18 protein-coding genes and 1 pseudogene are annotated in these 24,111 nt (G+C 67.3%); 5 read left to right on the top strand and 14 right to left on the bottom strand.

Annotation, left to right across the window (positions count from 1 at the left end; all coding sequences use genetic code 11):
• Positions 1-11: 11 nt before the first annotated feature.
• The 8 genes from QZM67_RS33605 to QZM67_RS33570 all read right to left on the bottom strand — a co-directional run bounded on the left by QZM67_RS33605 (position 12) and on the right by QZM67_RS33570 (position 10,281).
• Complete coding sequence (locus tag QZM67_RS33605) at positions 12-1,253, bottom strand: aromatic ring-hydroxylating dioxygenase subunit alpha (protein ID WP_175021212.1); 1,242 nt, start codon at positions 1,251-1,253, stop codon at positions 12-14.
• A 52-nt stretch (positions 1,254-1,305) separates the two neighbouring features.
• Positions 1,306-2,091 carry an electron transfer flavoprotein subunit beta/FixA family protein gene (locus QZM67_RS33600; protein ID WP_175021211.1) on the bottom strand — a complete coding sequence of 262 codons (786 nt, stop codon included), beginning with the start codon at positions 2,089-2,091 and terminating at the stop codon, positions 1,306-1,308.
• On the bottom strand, positions 2,088-3,257 hold the full coding sequence (locus tag QZM67_RS33595) for an electron transfer flavoprotein subunit alpha/FixB family protein (protein WP_301810012.1): 1,170 nt from the start codon (positions 3,255-3,257) through the stop codon (positions 2,088-2,090). Before QZM67_RS33595 ends, QZM67_RS33600 begins: the two co-directional genes overlap by 4 nt.
• A 4-nt stretch (positions 3,258-3,261) precedes the next feature.
• Entirely contained in the window at positions 3,262-5,187 is a 1,926-nt protein-coding gene (locus tag QZM67_RS33590) for a (Fe-S)-binding protein (RefSeq protein ID WP_301810009.1), read from the bottom strand.
• Between the two features lie 3 nt (positions 5,188-5,190).
• On the bottom strand, positions 5,191-7,254 hold the full coding sequence (locus tag QZM67_RS33585) for an NADH:flavin oxidoreductase (RefSeq protein ID WP_043180448.1): 2,064 nt from the start codon (positions 7,252-7,254) through the stop codon (positions 5,191-5,193).
• A gap of 76 nt (positions 7,255-7,330) precedes the next feature.
• Positions 7,331-7,864, bottom strand: coding sequence for a DUF5943 domain-containing protein (locus QZM67_RS33580; RefSeq protein ID WP_043180450.1), 534 nt, complete (start codon positions 7,862-7,864; stop codon positions 7,331-7,333).
• A 139-nt stretch (positions 7,865-8,003) separates the two neighbouring features.
• On the bottom strand, positions 8,004-8,975 hold the full coding sequence (locus QZM67_RS33575) for a dipeptidase (protein ID WP_043180452.1): 972 nt from the start codon (positions 8,973-8,975) through the stop codon (positions 8,004-8,006).
• A 31-nt stretch (positions 8,976-9,006) separates the two neighbouring features.
• Positions 9,007-10,281, bottom strand: coding sequence for a serine hydroxymethyltransferase (locus QZM67_RS33570; RefSeq protein ID WP_301810006.1), 1,275 nt, complete (start codon positions 10,279-10,281; stop codon positions 9,007-9,009).
• A 448-nt stretch (positions 10,282-10,729) separates the two neighbouring features.
• On the opposite strand from QZM67_RS33570, the gene QZM67_RS33565 reads away from it, so the two are divergent.
• The gene (locus QZM67_RS33565) at positions 10,730-11,755 is read left to right on the top strand and encodes a GlxA family transcriptional regulator (protein WP_301810004.1); all 1,026 of its coding nucleotides are present in this window, start codon (positions 10,730-10,732) and stop codon (positions 11,753-11,755) included.
• Between the two features lie 59 nt (positions 11,756-11,814).
• Here the strand turns inward: QZM67_RS33565 and QZM67_RS33560 are convergent, their stop codons facing one another.
• Entirely contained in the window at positions 11,815-13,227 is a 1,413-nt protein-coding gene (locus QZM67_RS33560; protein ID WP_301810000.1) for a discoidin domain-containing protein, read from the bottom strand.
• Between the two features lie 276 nt (positions 13,228-13,503).
• Here QZM67_RS33560 and QZM67_RS33555 point away from each other — a divergent pair, with 276 nt between their 5' ends.
• The 3 genes from QZM67_RS33555 (at position 13,504) to QZM67_RS33545 (ending at position 17,005) form a co-directional block, all read left to right on the top strand.
• Positions 13,504-14,925: a PLP-dependent aminotransferase family protein gene (locus tag QZM67_RS33555; protein ID WP_301809998.1), complete on the top strand. Its 1,422-nt coding sequence runs from the start codon at positions 13,504-13,506 to the stop codon at positions 14,923-14,925.
• Positions 14,926-15,188: 263 nt separating this feature from the next.
• Positions 15,189-15,947 carry a hypothetical protein gene (locus tag QZM67_RS33550; protein WP_301809995.1) on the top strand — a complete coding sequence of 253 codons (759 nt, stop codon included), beginning with the start codon at positions 15,189-15,191 and terminating at the stop codon, positions 15,945-15,947.
• Between the two features lie 170 nt (positions 15,948-16,117).
• Positions 16,118-17,005 carry a DMT family transporter gene (locus QZM67_RS33545; protein WP_301809993.1) on the top strand — a complete coding sequence of 296 codons (888 nt, stop codon included), beginning with the start codon at positions 16,118-16,120 and terminating at the stop codon, positions 17,003-17,005.
• Here the strand turns inward: QZM67_RS33545 and QZM67_RS33540 are convergent.
• Entirely contained in the window at positions 16,994-17,908 is a 915-nt protein-coding gene (locus QZM67_RS33540; RefSeq protein ID WP_301809990.1) for a LysR substrate-binding domain-containing protein, read from the bottom strand. The genes QZM67_RS33545 and QZM67_RS33540 overlap by 12 nt on opposite strands.
• 107 nt (positions 17,909-18,015) lie before the next feature.
• Positions 18,016-18,159, bottom strand: a pseudogene (locus QZM67_RS33535) (formaldehyde dehydrogenase, glutathione-independent); the annotation flags it as partial.
• A gap of 259 nt (positions 18,160-18,418) precedes the next feature.
• Between QZM67_RS33535 and QZM67_RS33530 the strand changes: the two are divergent.
• Positions 18,419-19,441 carry a class I fructose-bisphosphate aldolase gene (locus QZM67_RS33530; RefSeq protein ID WP_301809987.1) on the top strand — a complete coding sequence of 341 codons (1,023 nt, stop codon included), beginning with the start codon at positions 18,419-18,421 and terminating at the stop codon, positions 19,439-19,441.
• 156 nt (positions 19,442-19,597) lie between these two features.
• Here QZM67_RS33530 and fdhA read toward each other — a convergent pair whose 3' ends face one another.
• The 3 genes from fdhA to QZM67_RS33515 all read right to left on the bottom strand — a co-directional run bounded on the left by fdhA (position 19,598) and on the right by QZM67_RS33515 (position 24,078).
• On the bottom strand, positions 19,598-20,794 hold the full coding sequence (gene fdhA / locus QZM67_RS33525; RefSeq protein WP_043180475.1) for a formaldehyde dehydrogenase, glutathione-independent: 1,197 nt from the start codon (positions 20,792-20,794) through the stop codon (positions 19,598-19,600).
• Between the two features lie 270 nt (positions 20,795-21,064).
• Complete coding sequence (locus QZM67_RS33520; RefSeq protein WP_175021201.1) at positions 21,065-22,255, bottom strand: efflux RND transporter periplasmic adaptor subunit; 1,191 nt, start codon at positions 22,253-22,255, stop codon at positions 21,065-21,067.
• On the bottom strand, positions 22,255-24,078 hold the full coding sequence (locus QZM67_RS33515; RefSeq protein WP_367620460.1) for an efflux transporter outer membrane subunit: 1,824 nt from the start codon (positions 24,076-24,078) through the stop codon (positions 22,255-22,257). The genes QZM67_RS33520 and QZM67_RS33515 overlap by 1 nt, the downstream gene beginning before the upstream one ends.
• Positions 24,079-24,111: the final 33 nt, after the last annotated feature.

Here is a 24,111-nt window from a genome sequence, read left to right as displayed (position 1 = left end):
CTGCTGTACGCTTATTCGCCGGTTTTTTCGGCGAGCCGGCCGATGTACCAGGCCGAGAATTTTTCGACGAGACCTTCCGTGAACGGCGAATACGGGCCCGGCTCGTACGCGCTGCTGGTTGCGCCGCGCTGCGAGAACTCGACGAGCGCGCGATCCTGGTCGTTGGTCGCGTTCCACACGGCCGTGAGGTTCTTCACGTCGTAATCGATGCCTTCCTTCGCGTCCTTGTGCACGAGCCACTTCGTGCGCACGAGCGTCTTGCCGGCCGACAGCGGGATCACCGAGAACGTCACGATGTGATCGCTCATGAAGTGGTGCCACGAGTTCGGCTGCGTCCAGAACGACAGCCCGCCGAGGTCGGCCTTGTCGAAGCCGCCGAGCAGCTTCCTCGACGCGACCTTCGCATCGAGCGTCTGCGATTCGCCGTGGCGATCGAGCGGCAGGCGCTGCGTGCGGAAACCCGTCACGTCGAGCAGCTTCTCGATCTCTTCGGACGGCAGGCCCATTTCGGCCCACTCCTTGCCGCGACGCACGCACGTTTCAGCGAACGCGTCCATGCCTTCGGCGTTCGCGTCGGAACGCTGGTAGCCGAAGCCGTATTCGTACAGCGAGATGGTGAGCTCCGGATGGTTCGCGACGCAGTGATAGCACTCGCGGTTGTTCTCCATCGTGAGCTTCCAGTTGCCTTCCTCGATGATGTCGATCTGCGCGGCGATCTTCGTGCTCGGCAGATCGTGCGGCAGCAGGTACGGCTCCATCTCGGCGCGCAGCTGCGCGAAGTCGGCGGGCGGCTCGTCGGCCAGGCAGACGAAGATCAGGCCCGCGAGGTTCTCGACGTGCACCGACTTCAGGCTGTGCTTGCAGCGGTCGAACTTCTCGCCCATGTGCTCGGCGAACATCAGCTGGCCCGTCAGGTTGTAGGTCCAGCTGTGGTACGGGCACACGATGTTGCCGACCGAGCCCTTGTCCTCGTTGCACAGGCGCGCGCCGCGGTGACGGCACACGTTGTGGAACGCGCGGATCGCCATGTCGTCGTCGCGCACGATCAGGATCGAATCGCTCCCCAGTTCCACGGTCACGTAGTCGCCCGGCTCCGGAATGTCCGGTTCGACCGCCACCTGGATCCAGTGCTGGCGGAAAATCGCCTCCATGTCGAGCGCGAAGATGTCCTCGCTCGTGTAGAACGGCGCTTCGAGGCTGTGCCCTTCCTTGCGCCGCTCGATCAATGCACGAATGTCTGCCGATACTTTCATCGTTTGCTCCGGATTCCTTGCATCCCTGGGTTCTTGCCGACAGGCATCAAAATCAGTAGTCGATGAGCTGATGCTCGCGCAAATACGCGAGGATCACTTGTGCTTTTTCGACCGAACTCCCTTCATTTACGACGTTGCCGCCACGGCTTTCGGTCGTCGTCGCGGACAGCATCCGGGCATGCCCGGAGCGCTTCTCGGCGGCGACCAGCTTTACGGGTTTACGCTCGATCGGGCCGACCTTCCACGCGGCCGCGTCGGCGTCCGCGCCGGGTGCCGCGAGCGCGGGCCGGATCGCGCCGGCGCGCAGCCGCGCATACGCGTAGCGCGGCTCGGCATTGGCCAGCGGATGGACGGCGACGACGGCCGGCAGCGCCGCGTCGACGCGCCGCCGCAGCCCTTTCGGCAAAAATTGCCGGACGGCCACGCGACCGCCTTCAACCGTCACGTCGACGGCCGAGCCGACGAGCGGATAGCCGAGCGTCGCGGCGATGCGATACGGCAGCATCCCTGTGTCGTACGCGCCCTCGGCGCGCGTGCCGGTCAGCACGAGGTCGTAGTCCTCGACGCGAGCGGCGAGCGCGTGCACGGCATCGTCGTCGTCGCGGCAGGCCAGCACCTCGACCTCCCGTGCGCCGAGCGCGAGATATTCGGCAAGCGCAGCATTCGCGGGGTCGCCCGCATGGATCACGTCGAGCTTCGCGTGATGCCGCTCCGCGAGCTGGCGGCCGGTTTCGAGCGCGGCTGCGTCGTTGCGGCTATAGCGCGCGACGCCGCTGACCGGGTGGCGGCCGACGGACACGAGCACCGCGATGCGTTGCAACTGGCGGGGGGCGTTCATGCGGCGACTCCTTCCGGTTCACGGGTGCCGACCGCGGCCGGCGATTCGCCACGCGCGACGCGCGCAGCCTGCACCTGTTCGATCAGCGCGGCGATCGTGCCCTGCGCGTCGCCCACCACCGTCAGGTTCGCGCGCTTCGCGATCGGCGCACTGCCGTCGAGGTTCACGGCGATCACGTGGCGGCAGTCCTTGATCCCCTGCAGGTGCTGCACCGCGCCCGAGATGCCGAACGCGATGTACACGCTCGCCTCGACCGTCTTGCCGGTTGCACCCACCTGCTTGTCGCGCGTGAAGTGGCCGTTGTCGACCGCGACACGGCTCGCGCCGATCGCCGCGCCGAACGCGCCGGCCAGCCGCTCGAACGCGCCGATGTCGGACACGCCGTTGCCGGCCGACACGATGAAATCGGCTTCCTCGAGTGCGACCTGGGCCGCATCGATTTCGTCGAGACCGAGATCGCGGTACGGCTGCGCGGCGTCATGCACCGGGCGGATGAAGTCGGCGGCCAGGCGTTCGCCCGCACCGACGAACGGCAGCTTCGCGTCGACCGCGTTCTGCGCGAGCAGGATCACGTCGGGCAGCGCTCGGGTGGCGAACGCGCGCCCGGCGTGCGCATACGCGCCGACATGCTTTGCGTCGATCTCGACGACGTGCGTCGCGACGCTCGCACCGGCGGCCGCTGCGTAACGCCGGCCGAGATCGCCGTCGCCCGTCGCGTTATCGGGCACGAACACGTGTTTCGGCGCGAGTGCCGCAACGCATGCCTGCAACGCTTGCAGTTCGCTTTCAGGGTCGAACGCACGGCGCTCGAAGCCGGCGAGTTCCAGCAGCTTGTCGACGCCCAGTTCGGCCACGTCGTCCTTCAGCTCGCCGAACGCGAGCAGCGCGACTTCGGTCTGCGCATCGGCGAGCAGCGCGGCGGCAGCGATTGCCTGCCGCGAATGATCGTCGAGCGCGCCACGTTCACTGTGCGCGACCACCAGCATCACGTGCTTCGGATCCTGCACCGCGCGGCGCGGCTTCGCGGCCGCTGCGCCATGACCGTGCACGGACCCGTGCGCGGCGTTCTCATCGGCGCTGCCTTCCTCGCCGAGCGTGATGCGCTTCAGGCCGGCGGCCGTGATGATGAACGGCCGGCGCGGATCGATTCGTTTGATCGTGTTCATCGATTCACTCCAGCGAGGCGGCAACGAGTTCGGCCACGTCGAGCACGTCGGGGCGCGGGCCCACGACGCCTTCGAGCATCGCCGTGCAGTTCGGGCAGGCAACCGCGACCACGTCCGCGCCGATCGTGCGTGCATCGGCGATACGGATGTCGGGAATGCGCTGCTTGCCGGGGATGTCGGTCAGCGGCGCACCGCCGCCACCGCCGCAGCAGCGGCCGCGCATGCCGTTGCGCTCCATTTCGACGACCTGGATGCCGATCGTCTTCAGCAGCTTGCGCGGCGCTTCCGTCTCGCCGTTGTAGCGGCCGAGGTAGCACGGGTCGTGATACGTGGTGCGCTTCTCGCGCAGCGCTTCGACGGCCTTCGGTGCGATCTTGCCGCTCTCTGCCAGTTCGGCGAGGTAGGTCGTATGGTGCTTGACCGTCACGCGCAGCCCGAGCGCACGGTATTCGTTGCGCAGGCTGTGCATCACGTGCGGGTCGGCCGTCACGATCTGCTTGTACGACAGCGTGCCGAGCGTGCCGATCAGGCGCTTCGCCATCTGCTGGAACGTCGCTTCGTCGCCGAGCCGGCGTGCGACGTCGCCCGTATCGGTTTCGGTCGAGCCGAGCACCGCATAGTCGACGCCCGCCTTGTTCAGCACCTTGACGAACGCGCGCAGCGTGCGCTGGTAGCGCATGTCGAACGCGCCTTCGCCCGCGACGAACAGCACGTCGACCGGCTTGCCGGGCTGTGCGACGGGCGCGCTCAGGTCGACCGACCAGTCGTAGCGCGCGGTCGTGTCGTAGCCGCCCATCGTGCCGGTTTCACGCAGGTTCGCGAGCACTTCCTGGCCCTTGCCCGGCACCGTGCCGTGCACGAGCGTGCGGTTGCGGCGCATGTCGACGATCGCATCGACGTGCTCGATCAGCATCGGGCATTCCTGCACGCATGCGCGGCAGGTGGTGCACGACCACAGCGTCTGCTCTTCGATCAGGCCCGACACGATCGGGCCGTTCGGCTCGCCGCGATGCTGGCCGACCGCGAGGCCCGGCGACGGGCTGCCCGCGTATGCCGCATCGGTTCCGCCCGCCATCCCGACGACCAGATCCTGGATCAGCTTCTTCGGGTTCAGCGGCTGGCCCGACGCGAACGCGGGGCACGCGGCTTCGCACTTGCCGCACTGCACGCATGCGTCGAAGCTCAGCAGCTGGTTCCAGCGGAATTCGACCGGCTTCTCGACGCCGTACTCCTGATGCTCGATGTCCGGCAGCTTCAGCGCGGTCGGCGGCGTGGCCGTACCGTTGCCCGTGAACGATTCGCGGGTGGCCGCGAAGCGCTCCTGGCGCGGGTGGAAGGCCAGGTGCAGCAGGCCGGCGATCGCGTGCTTCATCGGCCCGCCCTTCGCGGCGCCGACCGTCATCGTGAATGCACCGACACCGATCAGCACGGCACAGAGCACCGCGAACGCACCCGACATCGCGCCGATCGGCACCAGCATGAACAGCACGAGGCCGAGCGCGAACGAGCCGAGCAGCCAGGGCAGCGTATTCCACGGGCCGCGCGACAGGCGGGCCGGCACGTCCTTGGCCGCGCGCCGGCGCCACACGAACACCGCGCCGACCAGCATCGCGAGCGCCGACAGGAAGATCAGCTTGTCGAGCCACGGCGAGTAGATCGCGAGGCCGTAGTTGATGAACACCAGCGCGAGCGCGCCGATCGCGCCACCGGCGGTCGCGACGTGCGTCTTCGCGATGTACGGATCGCGGGCGACCACGTGGTGCAGGTCGACGAAGTAGCGCTTCGGGATCGCGAACAGGTTCGCGACGCCGAACGAGCCGGGCGCGGTGGCCCGGCCGAGACGCCAGTATGACGAGCGCTTCGCGACCGCGAACGCGAGCCCCGCCATCGACAGCCACAACAGGGCGGTAATGAGGAAGGACGGGTTCATCGTTTAGAAATCCTTCACGAGACGCAGCGAGTCGTAGATCGCACCGTGGACGTTGTGCATCGAGATGCAGTCGCCGACACGGAACAGCAGGAAACGGCCATTGCCGAGTTCTTCCGACAGGCACGGCTGCGGCTCGGCCGCGAACAGCGTGTGCGGATCGATCTGGCCGCGGTTCACCGATTCCGGCTTGAGCTTCCAGTACAGCTCGTCGTTCGGCGACGAACCGTTCTCGATCACCACCTGGTCGACGGCGCGCTCTTCGAGCTCTTCCGTGTACTCGTTGCGCAGCACGGCGATCAGCTTGCCGTCCTCTTCATAGACGCGATCGAGCATCGTGTTCGGCGTCGGGATCACGCCGAATGCGTACAGGCGGCGATAGAAGATCGGGAACGTCGTGCCGCCGCAATCGTCGGCCACCTTCACGTCAGGCGTGACGACCTCGACCTTCGAGCCGCGGCTCGCCATGAAGTCGGCCACGCCGGCGCCCGCATGCGTGCTCACGCCGTCGAACAGCAGCACGTTCTGCTTCGGCTCGACCTTGCCCGTCAGGATGTCCCACGAGCTGACGGCGAGGCCCTCGGCCACGCCCCAGCCCGGCACCTGCCACGTGAAGCTCGACCCGCCCGTCGCGAGCACGACGATGTCCGGCTTCTCGGCCATGATCATCTTCTCGTCGGCGGCGACGCCGAGGCGTCGATCGACGCCCAGGCGCTTCGTTTCCATGTCGAACCAGCGGATGATCCCCGACATCTGTTCGCGTTGCGGCGCCTTCGCCGCGATCATCACCTGCCCGCCGACTTCCGCGTTCTTTTCGAACAGCACGACGTCGTGGCCGCGCAGCTTCGCGACACGCGCCGCTTCCAGGCCCGCCGGGCCCGCGCCGACCACCACGACCTTGCGCTTCGGGCCGCGCGACTTCTCGATGATGTGCGGCATCGTCGCTTCGCGCGACGTCGCGGCGTTCTGGATGCACAGCACGTCGAGGCCGTTGTACTGGCGGTCGATGCAGTAGTTCGCGCCGACGCACTGCTTGATTTCGTCTTCGCGGCCGTCGCGGATCTTGATCACCATGTGCGGATCGGCGATCTGCGCGCGCGTCATGCCGACCAGGTCGATCATGCCGGTCGCGAGCAGGCGCTCGGCCTGGCCCGCATCGCGGATGCTCTGCGCGTGCATCACCGGAATCTTCACGACCGACTTGATGCCGGCCGCGAGGTGCACGAACGGCTCCGGCGGCAGCGCCATCGGCGGCATGCAGTTGGCGATCGTGTTGTGCGTATCGCCGCCCGAGCCCACCACGCTCAGGTAGTCGATCAGGCCCGTCTCCGACATCGCCTGCGCGATTTCCTTCAGCGCTTCGTGATCGAGGCCATCCTCGTGGAATTCGTCGCCGCACATGCGCAGGCCGACGCAGAAATCCTTGCCGACCGCCTCACGCACGGCCGTCAGCACTTCGATGCCGAAGCGCAGCCGGTTCTCCAGGCTGCCGCCCCATTCGTCGGTGCGGTGGTTCGAGCGCTTGCTCCAGAACTGGTCGATCAGGTGCTGGTGCGCAGCCGAGATTTCGATGCCGTCCATGCCGGCCGCCTTCACGCGCTTCGCGGCCGCCGCGAAATCGCCGATGATGCGGCGGATTTCCTCGATCTCAATGATCTTCGCGTTACCGCGGTGCACGGGTTCGCGCACGCCCGACGGCGACATCAGGTGCGGCCAGTGCTCGCCGTGGAACGACGAGCGGCGGCCCATGTGCGTCGCCTGGATCATGATCTTCGCGCCGTGCTTGTGCATCGCGTCGGCCAGCCGCGTAAGCGGATCGATGATCTTGTCGTTCGACAGGTTCACCGATTTCCACCAGCCCTGCGGGCTGTCGATCGACACCGGGCTCGACCCGCCGCAGATCGCGAGGCCCACGCCACCCTTGGCCTTTTCTTCGTAGTAGCGGATATAGCGGTCGCCCGGCAGGCCGCCCGGCTCGGCATACACCTCCGCATGCGCGGTGCTGACGATCCGGTTGCGCAGCGTCAGCTGGTTCAGCTGCATGGGTTTGAACAGGTGGGGATAACGCATCGCTGGCGACCTCTGGCGTTCGAATGTCTCGTGTTGCGGGTGTTGTTCTGTTTCGGTGAATCAGTGCGTCAGGGCATCAGTGCGCGATCGGCGACACTTCGAACACGCAGTGATCGTGATGCTCGGCCGCGCACTGCACTTCCTTCGATTGCGCGCGCGGGGCGCCCTTGCCTTCCGGCGTCGTGTCGTTGACCCAGTCCATCGCGCCGGCGAACCAGCCCGCGAACATGTAGCAGAGCTTGCCTTCCTTGCCCGGCTGCTGGAGCACGAACGACGAGTGGCGCAGCTCGATCCTGGCGCGCGCGCTGGCCGGATCGGCCTCGATGATCGAGAACAGGCCCCAGCCGCGCTGCGACAGGCGCTTCAGGTAGTGCTCGAACACGGCCATGCCGGTCAGGCCGTGCAGCTTGGCTTCCTTGTCGCACCAGTGGTATGCGGACTTGTAGCCGGCCTTGTAGAGGATCTCGGCATACGCTTCGACGCCGAGCGCTTCCTCGACGGCGACGTGGTTGTTCGTGAAGAAGTGGCGCGGCACGTACAGCATCGGCAGCGCGTCGGTGGTCCAGACGCCGGTATCGGGATCGACGTTGATCGGCAGTTGCGGTTGCATCGTGTGACTCCGTGAGGAAAGTGGCCGCGCGGCTCAGTGCGCAGGCGCGACATCGTCCGCGCGCCCGCGCGGCTTGCGCGGGCACGTCCCGATTTCTTGTAATGTTGAATCGCTGAGGGTGGTTCGGCGTTCGCGGCGCTTACGCGCCCCACACGTCCTTGAACACGCGCACCCAGTTCTCGCCCATGATCTTGCGGATACGCGACTCCTTCCAGCCGTGGCGTTCCATCGCCGCGGTCAGGTTCGGGAATTCGCCGATCGTGCGGATGCCGTCCGGGTTGATCACCTTGCCGAAGTTCGTCAGCTGGCGATAGCGGCCCTTGTCGTGCGTCAGCATGTCGAAGAATTCCTTCGCGAAATCCTGCGTGAAATCCGTGCCGATGCCGACCGCGTCTTCGCCGATCAGGTTCACGACGTACTCGATCGCCTCGATGTAGTCGTCGATGTTCGCTTCGATCCCGCGCTTCAGGAACGGCGCGAACATCGTCACGCCGACGAAGCCGCCTGCATCGGCGATCTCCTTCAGTTGCTCGTCGCTCTTGTTGCGCGGATGCTCCTTCAGGCCCGACGGCAGGCAGTGCGAGTAGCACACCGGCTTCTTCGAGAACGCGATCGCTTCCGACGACGTGTTGCCGCCCACGTGCGACAGGTCGACCATGATCCCGACGCGGTTCATCTCGGTGATCACTTCGCGGCCGAAGTCCGACAGCCCGCCGTCACGCTCGTAGCAACCGGTGCCGACCAGGTTCTGCGTGTTGTAGCAGAGCTGCACGACGCGCACGCCCATGTCGGCGAACGCTTCGATGTAGCCGAGGTTGTCCTCGAACGCATGCGCGTTCTGGAAGCCGAGGATCACGCCCGTCTTGTTTTCCTTCTTCGCGCGGAAGATGTCTTCCGTCGTGCGCACCAGCGTCAGCAGCTCGCCGTTGTCGCGGATCTTCTTCTTCATCACGCCGATGTTGTCGACGGTCTTCGTGAAGTTCTCCCACACCGACACCGTACAGTTCGCGGCGGTGATGCCACCCTTGCGCATGTCTTCGAACACCGGCTTCTCGAACTTCGAGATGTTCAGCCCGTCGATGATGATGCTGTCTTGATGCAGCGTGCTCATGTGTTGCTCCAGTATTGTCGGGTCGGTGGGATCAATAGATCGGGAAGCGTTCGCACAACGCGAAGATCTCGCGGCGCACGCGCTGTTCGGTCGCGTGGTCGCCTTCCGGGTTCGCGCGCAGCGCGTCGAACACTTCCAGGATCAGGCGGCCCACCTCGCGGAATTCCGCGACGCCGAAGCCGCGCGTCGTGCCGGCCGGCGTGCCGAGGCGGATGCCCGACGTGACGGTCGGCTTCTCGGTGTCGAACGGAATGCCGTTCTTGTTGCAGGTGATGCCCGCGCGTTCGAGCGCCTGCTCGACCGGCGCGCCTTTCAGGCCCTTCGGGCGCAGGTCGACCAGCAGCAGGTGGTTGTCGGTGCCGCCCGTGACGAGATCGACGCCGCCGGCCTTCAGCACTTCGCCGAGCGCCTGCGCATTCGCGAGCACGTTGTCGATGTAGGCCTTGAAGTCCGCATGCAGCACTTCGCCGAACGCGACGGCCTTGCCGGCGATCACGTGCATCAACGGGCCGCCCTGCAGGCCGGGGAACACGGCCGAGTTGATCTTCTTCGCGATGTCCTCGTCATTGGTCAGCACGAAGCCGCCGCGCGGGCCGCGCAGCGTCTTGTGGGTGGTCGACGTGACGACGTGCGCATGCTCGACCGGGTTCGCGTGGCGGCCCGCGGCGATCACGCCGGCGATGTGCGCCATGTCGACCATCAGCTTCGCGCCGACGCTGTCGGCGATCGCGCGGAAGCGTGCGAAATCGAGCGCACGCGGGTACGCCGAGAAGCCGGCGATGATCAGGTTCGGCTTGTGCTCGTGCGCAAGCGCTTCGACCTGGTCGTAGTCGATCAGCATCGTGTCGCGGTTCACGCCGTACTGCACGGCGTTGAACCACTTGCCCGACAGCGCCGGCTTCGCGCCGTGCGTCAGGTGGCCGCCGGCGTCGAGCGACATGCCGAGCACCGTGTCGCCCGGCTTGGCCAGCGCGAGCATCACCGAGCCGTTCGCCTGCGCGCCCGAGTGCGGCTGCACGTTCGCATAGCCGGCGTTGAAGATCTGCTTGACGCGCTCGATCGCCAGCGCCTCGACTTCGTCCGCGAACTCGCAGCCGCCGTAGTAGCGCTTGCCGGGATAGCCTTCCGCGTACTTGTTGGTCAGCACCGAGCCTTGTGCCTCCAGCACCGCACGCGACACGATGTTTTCCGACGCGATCAGCTCGACCTGCGACTGCTGACGCTCGAGTTCCTTCAGGATGGCGCTGCGCACCGGCGCGTCGCGCTCGGCCAGGGGCTGCGAGAAGAAAGGCTGGGTGTTCGACATAGTGCGTCCGTGACGAAGAATAAGGGGCTGAAACCGAAGCTCAAGGCCCGCCCTGCCTGGGTTTCCCGCTCGTCCCGTACAAGGCTGCCGACGGCTCTATTCTTGTCGTTCGGATTTTCGGCGGATTGATGAATTTAGACGCGTTCTTTGCCTTTTCCGCCATCCGCGTCCGTTTTATACAAGTGACCGGTCGTGCTTTTTCGGATGACCAAGCAAACCGCCTCCTGTCGTTCACCTATGAACAGGCACGCAGGCGGTGCGATTGCCGCCCGGTCGGGGTGCAACGCGTCACGAATACGGTGCAGTGCAGCATGCCGCTTTCAGCCATACAACGTATGGAGCTAGGGTTTAGCCGTATGGCACGCTTGTTGCGCTGGCTCACACAATACCGCAGCCCGATCCGTGCCTCCCGGGCGTATAGCTATTAGAGATTCAAGGAACGCTCCCCATGTCGCCCGACCGCACAGCGTCGCTGTCCCACTTCGCGTTCATGCCATTACCGAATTTCACGATGATCGCATTTACGAATGCGATCGAGGTGCTTCGGATGGCGAACTACCTGAGCGGCCAACCGCTCTACCGCTGGTCGGTCATCAGCCCGGACGGCGGCCCGGTCACCGCGAGCAACGGCCTGACGGTCGACACCGGCCCGGCCGAATGCGTGGGGCAACCGGACATCGTGTTCGTGTGCGGCGGCGTCGACGTGCAGCGCGCGACCACGCCCGCCCATCTGTCGACGCTGCGCCGCTTTGCGCGCTCGGGCATCCCGCTCGGCAGCCTGTGCACGGGCACCTATGCACTCGCAAAGTCGGGACTGCTCGCGGGCTACGCATGCGCGATCCACTGGGAAAACATGTCGGCGCTGAAGGAAGAGTTTCCGGACACGCGCTTCCTGAAGGAACTGTTCGTGATCGACCGCGACCGCATCACGTGCACGGGTGGCGTCGCGCCGCTCGACATGATGCTGAACCTGATCGCCGCGCGCGTGGGCACCGCGCGCGTCACGCAGATCGCCGAGCAGTTCATCGTCGAACACGTGCGTGACACGAGCGCGCAGCAACGCATGCCGCTCGTCGCGCGCCTCGGCTCCGCGAACAAGTCGCTGTTCGAAGTGATCTCGCTGATGGAAAACAACATCGAGGAGCCGCTGTCGCGCGAGGAGCTCGCGCGGCTCGCGAACATGTCGCAGCGGCAACTGCAGCGCCTGTTCCGCGAACACCTCGGGATGACGCCGACGCACTACTACCTGACGCTGCGGCTGCGCCGCGCGCGCGAACTGCTGCTGCAGACCGACATGTCGATCATGCACATCACGATGGCGTGCGGCTTCCAGTCGGCGTGCCATTTCAGCAAGAGCTATCGCGACGCGTTCGGCGTCGCGCCGACGCGCGAGCGCCGCAAGCAGGTCGCGCCGCTTGCGCAGGGTGCGACGAGCGCCAGCCCGGCATTCCCCACGCATGTGCTGCATGCGTGAGCCTCACCGCGATTGCCCTATGAAAAAAGCGACCTCGAAGGTCGCTTTTTTCTTTGCGCTTACGATCCCCACACCTGCATTTCGTCGAGCGAATAACCCCACTGCGTCGCGCGCTTCGTGCCATACATCCGCACGTAGCGCCCATGCCCGTTCAGGTTCGGCAGCGTCACGTGGCCGTATGACACGCCGTTGTTCGTCGAGTAGATCGTCGTCCAGTTCGCGTTGTCGTTCGACACCTGGATCTGGTAGACGAGCGCGCCCGCATCCCAGTAGAGATCGATGCTGTTGATCGTCTTCGTCGCACCGAGATCCACGGAGATCCATTGCGGATCGACGCCCGCACCCTCCGGCGAATCCCAGCGCGTGCTCGTGGTGTTGCCGTCGAACGCCTTGTCGGGCGTGAGCGACGCGTTGTAGCTCGCCGATGCGGCAGCCGGGTGGCCTTGCGACAGCAGTGTCGGCTGTGCGGCAGCCGGGCCACCGTAGTAGCTCGACCCGAGCTTGGCCTTCGTCGTGTCGGCGTTCACGCCGAACTGCGACAGGCTCCAGCGCTGGCCGGTCGTCACGTCACCGACGTAGAGCTGATAGCCGCCCGCCGTCGTCGACGAGAAGAACACGTAGTTCGTGCCGCTCACCGGTGCCGGATCCGAGTTGTTGCTCACGCAGTCGTTGATCGGCAATGCGTTCGGCGTCGACGCCGGGTCCGCGGTCTTCGTATAGATCTGGTCGGCCTGGCCGCTGTCTTTCCAGCGTGCATAGAACACCATGCCGTCCCCACGCACGATCGGGTAGTACGTCTGCAGCCCGGCCGGGTGATCGAACGTGGCGGTGACACCGGTCGCGAGCGTGCGCTTCATCAGCCCCATGTTCGCGCCGGTGCCGGTCGCGTAGTACACGGCGCTCGCATCCGGCGCGAGGAACGGCATCGAGTATTCGGCGCCGGCCGGCGCATTCGTCAGGCTCACGACCGACGTGAAGACCGGGCCCGCGCTCGTGTACGACAGCGTCGCCTGCTTGACGTCGCCGTTCTGCTTGAACACGAGGGTCTTGCCGTCCGCGCTGAATTTCGGATCCTCGTTACGCGTCGCGCCGGTGCTGTTCGTCAGGTTGACCGGCGGCGTGCCCGCGCCGAGCTGCAGCATGAATACGTTCCATGCGCCGTTGCTGATGCCCATGAACGCGAGCCACTTGCCGTCGGGGCTGAACACGCCGTTCATCGGATCGGTGATGCCCCACGCGCTCTTGCTCAGTTGCGTCAGCGTATGGGCCGAGAAGTCGTAGAGGAACAGCTGGCTCGTGCCGTCGCCGTACTTGACGTAGCTGTGATAGACGAGCTTGCCGGTCAGTGTGGCGGGAAACGTCGCGTTGGATTGCGTCGGCGGATTGCTGATGCAGGCGGCCTGCGCGGCGGCGCCGAGCAGGTTGAGGGCGAGGCCGGCCACGAGGCCCGCGACGAGAGTATTCGATTTCACGCTGAAGGTTTCCGGTTAGGGTCATGACACCGCTGACTAGACCTCGCACGCACCGGCGCACGGGCCACGGATCAGCCGGCGGACAGCGTGAATTCCGTATCGGTCAATGTCGGGAACGAAGATTGCTTGAGCGGCGAAAGCATGCCAGCGAGTCGCGCCGAAAAACAGGATCAGAGCCCGTGAAAAACAAGCGGATCACGGGATAACGAGGCCTGTCGCGCAGCGCGCGCCGTGCTACTCTTTTTTCGGCACAAAGCTGCTCGACTTGAGGCAGGCATGAAGCGTTATGCGATGCTCGCCCGGACGATTTCCGAGTCGATCCGGCGTGGAGATCTGGCCCCCGGTGCGCGCATCCCGACCGTGCGTGCCGCGTGCCGTGCATACGGCGTAAGCCCGTCCACCGTGTTTCGCGCGTACTACGCGCTCGAAAGCGAGGGTCTGATCGTCGCGCGCGCACGGTCCGGATATTTCGTTGCGAACCTCGAAGACAAACACCTTCGATTCGGCCACGATCCGCCGCGCAAGCCGGCCGCCGCACCCATCGGCGACGACGACACGCTGTTGCGTCTGCTCGATTCGCTCAAATGCGACGACGTCGTGCCACTCGGCTCCGCATTCGCCAGCTATTCGCTGTTCCCGATGAGCAGCCTGTGGCGCTACGTTGCGTCGGCGGCGCGCAGCATGGACCGCACGAAACTGCTCTCGGGATTGCCGCCCGGCTACGACGCGCTGCGTCGCCAGATTGCATTGCGCTACCTGAACGCGGGCGCGGCGTTGCCGATGGATGAGATCGTCATCACGACCGGCGCGCTCGAAGCGCTGACGCTGAGCCTGCAGGCGCTCACGCGCCCCGGCGACATCGTCGCGATTGAACGGCCCGCGTTCCATGCGGTGCTGCATGCCGTGCAGCGCCTGCACCTGAAGGCCGTCGAGATTCCGGTCGACCCGCGCACGGGCCTCGACCTCGATGCACTCGCGCAGGCACTCGACACGCATCCGGTGCGCGCGTGCTGGTTCATGACGTCGTTCCACAACCCGACCGGCGCGACACTCACCGACGAGCGCAAGCGTGCGCTGATCGACCTGCTCGCGGCACGCAACGTGCCGTTGATCGAGGACGACGTCTATGGCGAGTTGCATTTCGGCACGGCACCCACGCGCCCCGCCAAGCTGTATGACGACAGCGGGCTCGTCCTGCATTGCGGTTCGTTCTCGAAGTGCCTCGCGCCCGGGTTCCGGATCGGCTGGGTCGCGGCCGGACGCTACGTGCGGCAGATCCGTCAGGCAAAAGGCGCGAGTGCGCCGGCGGCCGACGTGCCCGCGCAGATGGCGATTTCGAGCTACCTGCGCGACGGCGCGTACGACCGCTTCCTGCGCAGGCTGCGCCGCAATCTCGCCGCCCATCAGGCGCAGATGCTCGCGGCCGTGCGCGCGTATTTTCCGGCCGGCACCGAGGTATTCGCGCCGCGCGGCGGGTATTTCCTGTGGATCGAACTGCCGCCGCGCGTGGATGCGATGCATCTGTTCGACGATGCGATGGAAGGCGGCGTCAGCATCGCGCCGGGGCCGATCTTTTCCGCGACCGGCGGATTCCGCCGCTATCTTCGGCTCAATTACGGCCGGCCGTGGACACCGGCCGTCGAGCACGCGATGCAGACCATCGGGATGCTCGCGGCCCGGCAGCGGCAGGACGCCTAGCCGCGAATCAGACGAATTACAGCGGCCTGTTGTGCCTTGCGTTTCACGCGCCTGCGACCAAGAATGAAGCGGTAGGCCGCCACGGACGAACGCGTTCCGCGCACCCGACGTCATGGAGAACCTCATGAGCACCGCATGCGAACGACCGTCGACGACGCATGCTCCACCGGATTCCGGCACGAGCCGACCGGCCGCCTGGCAGGAAAGGATCGTGACGACCGGCGACCGTTCGCCGCGTTGACGGCGCCCACCCGCTTCCAGCGATGCGAGTCCTGCCCAACCGGACAAGCCGCGCGCGCGACGACTGGCGTGCAATCCTGAACGCGCGAGCCGAAGCACGACGCACCACCTGCTGCCGCTGCAGGGAATGCGGCTTCGTGGCCTTCCGCGCACTCGAGCACTGCCCCGTCTGCCGCCAGCGGAACTGGCCGTTCGATCCGGTGCGCCAGGCCTCGGGCGACACGCCTGCCACCCATGCGGCGCACTCCTTTCACACGTGGTCGTCGCGCGTCGCACGGGCGCTTCGCAACGCGGCGTTCCGGCGGCCGCGCGCATCGAGCGCACCGATCCTGAGCATCCTGACGCTCGTGCTGCTGGTCGGCGGCTACGTGACGGTCGACCGGACGTGCAAGGCCGATCCGGTCTGTCGCGGTTCGAATGGTTCGGGCGCGACGGCAAGCGATGCCGGCCCGTACGCGTCGAACGATCCCGTGCTGCCGGTCTTGCCGGCGCCCGTCTATCCGTTTCATTCGACTGATGGAACGCAGGTGGCCGCCGCCCGACAGGGTAGCCCGGATCTCGGCGAATCGGCCGGACGGACGGCCGTCGCGCGAGCGGTGCCGGCCATGCGTGCGCGCGACCGGCCGCACCCCACCGCCACGGTTCGCCTGGCGGACTGGAAGGCCAGCCGCAGTGCCGCGCATCGTGCCCGCGCATTCCACCGCGTGAGCGTGCACACCGTGCATGCGCGACGCGCCACCGCCAGCAATACGCAAATCGCGCAGCTCTATCGCGGCCACTGAGCGCGCGTGCGCAGTCCGTGCATGCGTGTCCGTCGATTCATTTTTCTAAACCGCCCGTCACAAAACCTCGTTTGCGTCGCGACTCGCGCGTGACGTTCAATGGGTCATCCGCCCGCGCCGGCGCGTATCGCGTTCCGGCCGGTCGCCCGATCCACCGAACGGAGTCGTCGATGAATGCACTACAGCTCGTGACCCTGGCTGCCATCTGGGGCGCGTCCTTCCTGTTCATGCGCATGGGCGCACCGGAATTCGGCGTCGTCCCGCTGATCGCGCTGCGCGTCGCGATCGCGGCCGTGCTGTTGTCGCCGGTGCTGCGCCACGCGCAGGCGCGACAGGAATTCCGCTCGCATCTGGTGCCACTGTTCGTCGTCGGCATCGCAAACTCGGCGCTGCCGTTCTGCCTGCTGACCTACGCGGCACTGTTCGTGTCGGCCGGCACCGATTCGATCCTGAATGCGACGACACCGCTATGGACCGCGATCGTCGCGTACGTGTGGCTGCGCGCGCCGCTGACGAAGCCGCAGGCGCTCGGTCTCGCGCTGGGCTTTGCCGGCGTCGTCGTGCTCGCCGGTTCGGCGGTCGGTGCCGGTACACCCGGCGCACCGCGCGCGATCGCCGCGGCAATGCTCGCGACGCTGTCGTACGGGTTCGCCGCGCATTACTCGAAGCGCAAGCTGGCGAACGTCAGGCCGTTCGTGTCGGCATTCGGCAGCCAGTTGTTCGCGGCGGTCGCGCTCGTGCCGCTCGCGCTGCCGCTGTGGCCACACGGCCCCGTTCACACGTCTGCGTGGATCGCGGTGGTGCTGCTCGGCGCGATCTGCACGGCCGTCGCCTACCTGCTGTATTTCGGGCTGATCCGCCATGCGGGCGCGCAATATGCCGCGTCGGTCACGTTCCTGATCCCGATCTTCGGTGTCGTATGGGGGGCGATCTTCCTGCACGAGACGATCTCGGTGCAGACGGTCGCCGGGTGCGCGATCATCCTGCTCGGCACCGCGCTCGCGACCGGCAAGCTCAAGGGGTTCGCGGCCACCGCCGTGCGCGGGTCACGCCAGTAGATCGCGCGGGCCGTCGTCGTCGCTGCCGATCTCGCTCGCGAGCCAGTCGCGGAACGCGGCGATCTTCCACTCGTGCTGGCGCGCTTCGCTGCACACGACGTAGTAGGACAGTTCGGTCGGCCAGGGCCGTGCGAGCACACGTACCAGCCGGCCGGCCGCGACTTCGTCCCGCGCATAGATGTCGCGCACCAGCGCCATGCCCTGCCCGGCGACCGCCGCCTTGATCAGCAACGCATCCTCGCTGAAGCTCGCGCCGCGCGGCGCACGGGCATCCTCGATCCCTTGCGCGCGCAGCCACAACGCCCAGTCGGCACGATCCGCGTCCTGCAACAGCGGGTACGACAGGCAGTCGGCCGGCGTGGCGACCGGACGGGCGGGATCGAACAGTTGCGGGCTGCAGACGGGCCACAGCTCGGGGGTCCAGATGCGGAACGATGCGTGCCCGGGATAGCGGCCCAACCCGTGCCGGATCGCGACGTCGACATAGTCGCGACGCAAGTCGACCAGCTGCCCGCGCGTCTCGACCGTGATTTCGATTTCCGGGTACGCGGCATTGAACCCGCCGAGGCGCTGCACGAGCCACGTGTTCGCGAAGGAGGCGGTGGTCGTCACCGCGAGGCGGACGACGCGCCGATTGGCGCCGTGCACGTTCGCCCACGCGGCCTCGATCTCGTTGAAGCCGCCGGCGAGCTGGTCGAACAGCGCACGGCCCGTGCCGGTCAGCTCGAGTTCGCGGCCGGTGCGCTCGAACAGGCGCACGGCGAGGCGATCCTCGAGATTGCGGACATGCTGGCTGACGGCGCCCGGAGAAATGCAGAGCTGGTCGGCCGCCTGTTTCATGCTGCCGCAGCGCGCCACTTCGACGAACGTGTGCAACGCTGCGAGGGGAAGTGACTTGGCCATCCGTGAATGTGCCGCCGGTCGGCGGCGGTGGGGTCGGGAACGGGCGATGATTATCGCAGCAATTTCGTATGGCGGGGATCGCCGGGCGCCAGCGCTCCGGGCCGCGCGGCGTGCGACTTCGCCCAGCCGAGGCCGAAGCGGAGGCTCAGGCCGCCGTGCTGCGCGGCCTTGTCCTTCGCGCCCGGATCGTCCGTCACGTACAGGCCCGGGATGCCGATCGCATCGGCCGGCCGCGTGATTTCCATCCGTGCGCCTCAACGACGGCCGACCGCCGACCTCCACGGTCGAACACGCGATGCAGCCCATCGGTGCGCCGGCCTCGCGGCACTGGCACACGCACCCGCCCTGGCACGGACGATGCCACCCGAGCGCGCCAATCAGGCGCGGCACGCGCCTTGCGTTCTGGCCGGTGCGCGACAAAGAATGAAATCGGCAGGCGGCGTGACAATGTGACGAAGTGAACAGCGGGCGGCCGGCACGGCCGCATGGCGGTTTCAGCGGAGGAATTCCATGAGCACCGAGAGCGCACTCCAGGCGACGATCCAGGCACTCGTTCAGGATGGCAAAGGCTTGCTGGCGGCCGACGAAAGCGGGCCGACCATCGCGAAGCGCTTCAAGACGATCGCGGTCGAATCGACCGAAGAGAACCGCCGCACATGGCGCACCCTGTTGCTGTCCACACCGGGCCTCGGTGAATTCGTCAGCGGCGTGATCCTGTATGAAGAGACGCTCGGGCAATGTGCGGACGACGGCACGCCGTTGCCCGAACTCGCCGCTCGCCAGCAGATCGTGCCCGGCATCAAGGTCGACGCGGGCAAGATCCCGCTCGCGCTCGCGCCCGGTGACGAAATCACGCAGGGGCTCGATGGGCTTGCGGCGCGCCTCGACGGCTACCAGCGGCAAGGCGCGCGGTTCGCGAAATGGCGCGCGGTGTACAACGTGTCCGCCACGCTGCCGGGCCATGCGGCGATCCAGGCAAACGCCGAAGCGCTGGCGCGCTATGCGGCGATCTGCCAGGAGGCCGGCGTCGTGCCGATCGTCGAGCCGGAAGTGCTGATGGACGGCGATCATTCGATCGGCCGCTGCGCGCAAGTGACCGACGCCGTGCTGCACGCCGTGTTCGACGCGCTGCACCGGCATCGGGTCGTGCTGGCGCACATGTTGCTCAAACCGAGCATGGTCGTCGCGGGCAGCACGCACACCGCACCGCCGGCCCACGCCGAAGTCGCAGAGGCGACGGTGCGCCTGTTGCGCAGCGTCGTGCCGGCCGAAGTGCCCGGCATCTTCTTCCTGTCCGGCGGACAGACGCCCGAGGAAGCGACGGCGCATCTCGACGCGATGAATCGCGTTGCCGGGCGGCCGTGGCTGCTGAGCTTTTCCTATGGGCGCGCACTGCAGGAGCCGCCGCTGGCGGCGTGGAAGGGACAGGCGGCCAACGTACGCGCCGCGCAGGATGCGCTGCTGCTGCGCGCACGCCTGAACGGTGCGGCCTGCCGCGGTCAGTACGACGCCACGATGGAGCGCACCACGTGAACGGAGCCGGGCGAACGTCGCCCGGTCGATCGTTCACGCGTGAGCTGCTCGCCCGGCGCTATCGCAGGCACTGAGCGCACGCATTCCCGAATGCACAAAGGGCCGGGGCGCTCAAGCGCCCCGGCCCCTTCGATTGCCGCGTGGTGATCGGTCGCGTTACGCCGCCAGCAACCCGTGCGGGTCGATGACGAATTTGCGCGGCGCGCCGCCGTCGAACTTCTTGTAGCCTTCCGGCGCCTGGTCGAGCGAGATCACTTCGACGTTGACGATCTTCGCGATCGGCAGCCGGTCGAACAGGATCGCCTGCATCAGGTTACGGTTGTACTTCAGCACCGGCGTCTGGCCCGTGAAGAACGAGTGCGACTTCGCCCAGCCGAGGCCGAAGCGGATGCTCAGGCTGCCGTGCTGCGCGGCCTTGTCCTTCGCGCCCGGATCGTCCGTCACGTACAGGCCCGGAATGCCGATCGCGCCGGCCGGCCGCGTGATTTCCATCAGCGAGTTCAGCACCGTCGCGGGTGCTTCTTCCGAATGGCCCGACGAACCGTGACCATGCGCCTCGAAGCCGACGCAGTCGACCGCGCAGTCGATCTCCGGCACGCCGAGGATCTGCTCGATCTGCTCGCCGAGCGAGGCATCTTTCGACAGGTCGACCGTCTCGAAGCCCATCGCCCGCGCATGCGCGAGGCGTTCCGCGTTCATGTCGCCGACGATCGTCACCGCCGCGCCGAGCAGGCGCGCCGATGCGGCCGCCGCCATCCCGACCGGGCCCGCGCCCGCGATATAGACCGTCGAGCCCGGCTTCACGCCCGCGCTCACCGCACCGTGATAACCGGTCGGCAAAATGTCGGACAGGCAGGTCAGATCGCGGATCTTCGACATCGCCTGATCGCGATCGGGGAATTTCAGCAGGTTGAAATCCGCGTACGGCACCAGCACGTACTCGGCCTGGCCGCCGATCCAGCCACCCATGTCGACGTAGCCGTAGGCGCCGCCCGCACGCGACGGGTTCACGTTCAGGCACACGCCCGTGTGCGTGTCCTTGCACATCGCACAGCGACCGCATGCCACGTTGAACGGCACCGACACGAGATCGCCGAGTTTCAGCGTCTCGACGTCGCGGCCGATCTCGACCACTTCGCCCGTGATCTCGTGACCCAGCACGAGGCCCACCGGCGCGGTCGTGCGGCCGCGCACCATGTGCTGGTCGGAACCGCAGATGTTCGTGCTGACCACTTTCAGGATCACGCCGTGGCCGATCGCACGGCCGGTCGGATCGACCATCTTCGGATAATCGATTTTCTGAACTTCGACCTGGCCCGGCCCAAGATAGACGACACCTCGATTGCTGCTCATCGTATTGTCTCCATGTCTCGTTGGATGGCGCCGCGGCGCGCCGGCTCATGCGGCGCACGCGCAACGTGCTGTTCGAGAGTAGTCCCGGAGGCAGGGGCGCCGATGTCTCAAACGCGACATGCGTTTGAACGGCGCCGACATCGATGGCGGAAAACCGAAAGTCGGGCGGGAAACGACGGGAAGGTGGCGCACGCGGCATTCACCCGCAGCACGACGCGCCGGCGGGCGGGCCGGCCCTGACGACCGGCCTCCCCCGCCTTTGGGCAGGCGCTACCCGCCCTGATTCTCGCGGACGATCGCGGCGGCGGCGCTTTCCGCTTCGCTCGCGACGCCGTCGTGCACGCGCGTGCTGACGGCCGGCGTCGGCGGCTCGCTGTCGAGCGCGTGGCCGTTGCGGTCGTGCGTGTCGACCGTCGCGCGCATCGACAGCCCGACGCGCAGCGGATGCGCGGCGAGATCGCGCGGCTCGATCGCGATCACGACCGGCACGCGCTGCACGACCTTGATCCAGTTGCCGGCCGCATTCTGCGACGGCAGCATCGAAAATGCGCTGCCGGTGCCCGCCGAGAAGCCCTGCACGCGGCCACGATAGCTCACGCGCGAGCCATACAGATCCGACACGATCTCGACCGGCTGCCCGATGCGCATGTGGCGAATCTGCCCTTCCTTGAAATTCGCCTCGATCCACAGCTGATTGAGCTGCACGATCGACATCAGCGGCACACCGGGCCCGACCTGCTGGCCGACCTGCACCGAACGCTGCCCGATCGTGCCGTCGACCGGGGCGACGATCGTCGTGCGCTTCAGGTTCCGGTACGCGAGCTTGAACTGCGCGGCCGCCTGCACGACGGCCGGGCTTTCGTCGACGGGCAGCTTGGTGCCGAGCGCGCGTGCCGCGTCGAGCTGCGCCTGCGCGGCCGCGAGATTCGCCTGCGCGCCGGCGACCGCCGCGCGCGCACGCGCGAGTTCCTCGGGGGCGACAATCTCGACCGCCGCGCCCGAGCGCGCGGCGAACGCACGCTGCGCGAGCGACAGGTCGGCGCGCCGCGCATTCACGGCCTCGACGTACATCGTGTTCGAGATCTTCGCGTTCGCAACCTGCCGCACGGCCTGTGCGAGCTGCGCCTTCGCCTGCGCGAACGCGACCGACGCTTCGGTGTCGTCGAGCTTCACGAGCGTCTGGCCGGCGCGCACGGCCTGCGTATCGGCGACCACGACGTCGGTCACCGATCCGGGGATCTGCGCGGCGACCTGCACGATGCTGCCGGCGACGTATGCGTCGTCGGTGTCTTCGTAGTAGCGATCGCTCAGCAGCCAGTACGCGATCCATGCAAGCGCGGCCACCAGCACGACCGCGAAGAACACGATGAAGCGCTTGCGGCGCGTCGCGCGGCGCGCGTCGAGTGCCGGGTCGTTCAGGGCAGCCGGCGGCGCGGCGGTATGAAGGTTGTCGTGGTGCATCAGTCGCTTTGCGTAACGATCAGACGATCGTGCTGGAACAGGGGGATCGGCGGCATGACCGACGGGCTCGGCGCCGGATTCACCGCGGCCGCGCGCGCGAGAACGGGCGTGCCGCGAGGTGTCGCACCGACAGCCGGCGTGCGTGCCACGTCGTCGCGCCGTGCCGCCCCCGCATTCGATGCAGCGACGGCCTGCGGCACGGCCGCACTCGCCGCCCGCGCATCGGCCGACGGCCCCGCCATCGATCGGCTCGCGGTCGCGGCAGCGGTCGGCGCGGGCGTGACGGTCGCCGCAGCCACGGCGGTCGCAGCGGGCGCGACAGTCGACGCGCCTCGCTTCGCCGCCCCGCCACGCGCGCGATGCCCGGCCGGCGCCTGCGCGACCGTTGCGCCCGCATCGAACCCGCCGCCCAACGCGCCGATCAGCCCGACGCGCAGCGTCCGCTGCCGGCCGAGCAATGCGATCATCTGCGCGCGCTCGTCGATCAGCGTGAGATCCGCGACATCCACATCCTTCTGCATCAGCACGCCGCGCCGGTGACGGTCGGTCGCGATCTCCACGATCTTCTGCGCGGCCGCTACCGCGTCCTGCTGCTCCGCGACGAGCGTCTGCGACGTCTGCAGCGACGTGACGATCTGCGCGACCTGCCCGAGCGCATCATCGACGGTCTTGTTGTACAACCCGATCGCGACGTCGGCCTGCGCGACATCCGCACCGAGCTTCGCCTTCAGCCGGCCGCGATCGAAGATCGGCAGCGAGATCGCCGGGCCGATGGAACCGGCGAGCGCATCGCGCGAGAACAGCGACGCGGGCGTCAGCGCGAACACGCCGCCGAGCGCGACGAGGTTCACGTCCGGATAGAACTGCGCGCGCGTCGAATCGGCATTCGCGAACGCGGCTTCGACGCGCAACCGCGCGGCGACGATGTCGGGCCGGCGGCCCAGGAGATCGGCCGGCAGCCGCGCGGGCAGCGCGCCGCCCGCGAATGCGCCGACGCGCGGCCGTTGCAGCGCGAGCCCGCGCTCGGGGCCGCGGCCCGACAGCACGCCGAGCTGCAATTGCGCAAGCTTGATCTGCTCGTCGTTCAGCGCGATCTGCGCGAGCAGCTTGCTGCGCTTGATCGATGCGTCGCTCGCGTCGTACGCATTATCGAGCCCGCGCGCGGTGCGCTCGCGCAACACGGTCGTCACGCGCTGGCTGACCTTCAGTTTCTGCTGCAGCAGCTCCTGCGTCGCATAGGCCTGGTCGAGCTGGCAGTACACGGTGACGATCGCCACCGCGAGCGTGAGCCGCACCTGCTCGGCCTCGACCCGCGCCGCTTCGCGCAGCGACATCAGGCTTTTCGTCGCGGCGCGGTTCTTCCCCCACAGGTCGAGCTGGTAGGTCAGCCCGACGAACACCGACGATGGCGAGGTGTTCGGATCGCCGAAGATCTCGACGGGTACACGATAGCCGCCGGCCGATACGTCGGCGACGTCGTTGCCCGGCTTCGGCATGCGCGCGCGGCTGACCGTCGCGCCGGCCGTGCCCGTCAGCCCCGTCAACGAATCGAACTGCTGAAGCTGCGCCTGCGCGATCCGCAGCCGTGCCTGCGCGACCTGCAGGTCGGGGTTGTGCTGCGATGCCTCGGCGACCAGTGCGTCGAGTTGCGGATCCCGCAGCTGCTTCACCCAGTCGGGCGCAGGCCACGCGCCGTTCACGCCGGGGCCGGCCGTATGCGCGAGCGCATCGTCGGCCGGCGCGCGCAACGACAGCGACGGCAGGAAGCCCGACGGCACGCATCCGCTCAACGCCAGCGACACCGCCGCGGCGACGATCATCATCGAACCGCCCTTCACGCCACGCGCCCGATCCAC

Source organism: Burkholderia sp. AU45251, assembly GCF_030482905.1.
GTDB lineage: Bacteria > Pseudomonadota > Gammaproteobacteria > Burkholderiales > Burkholderiaceae > Burkholderia > Burkholderia aenigmatica.
This window is presented reverse-complemented; position numbering and strand designations above follow the sequence as displayed.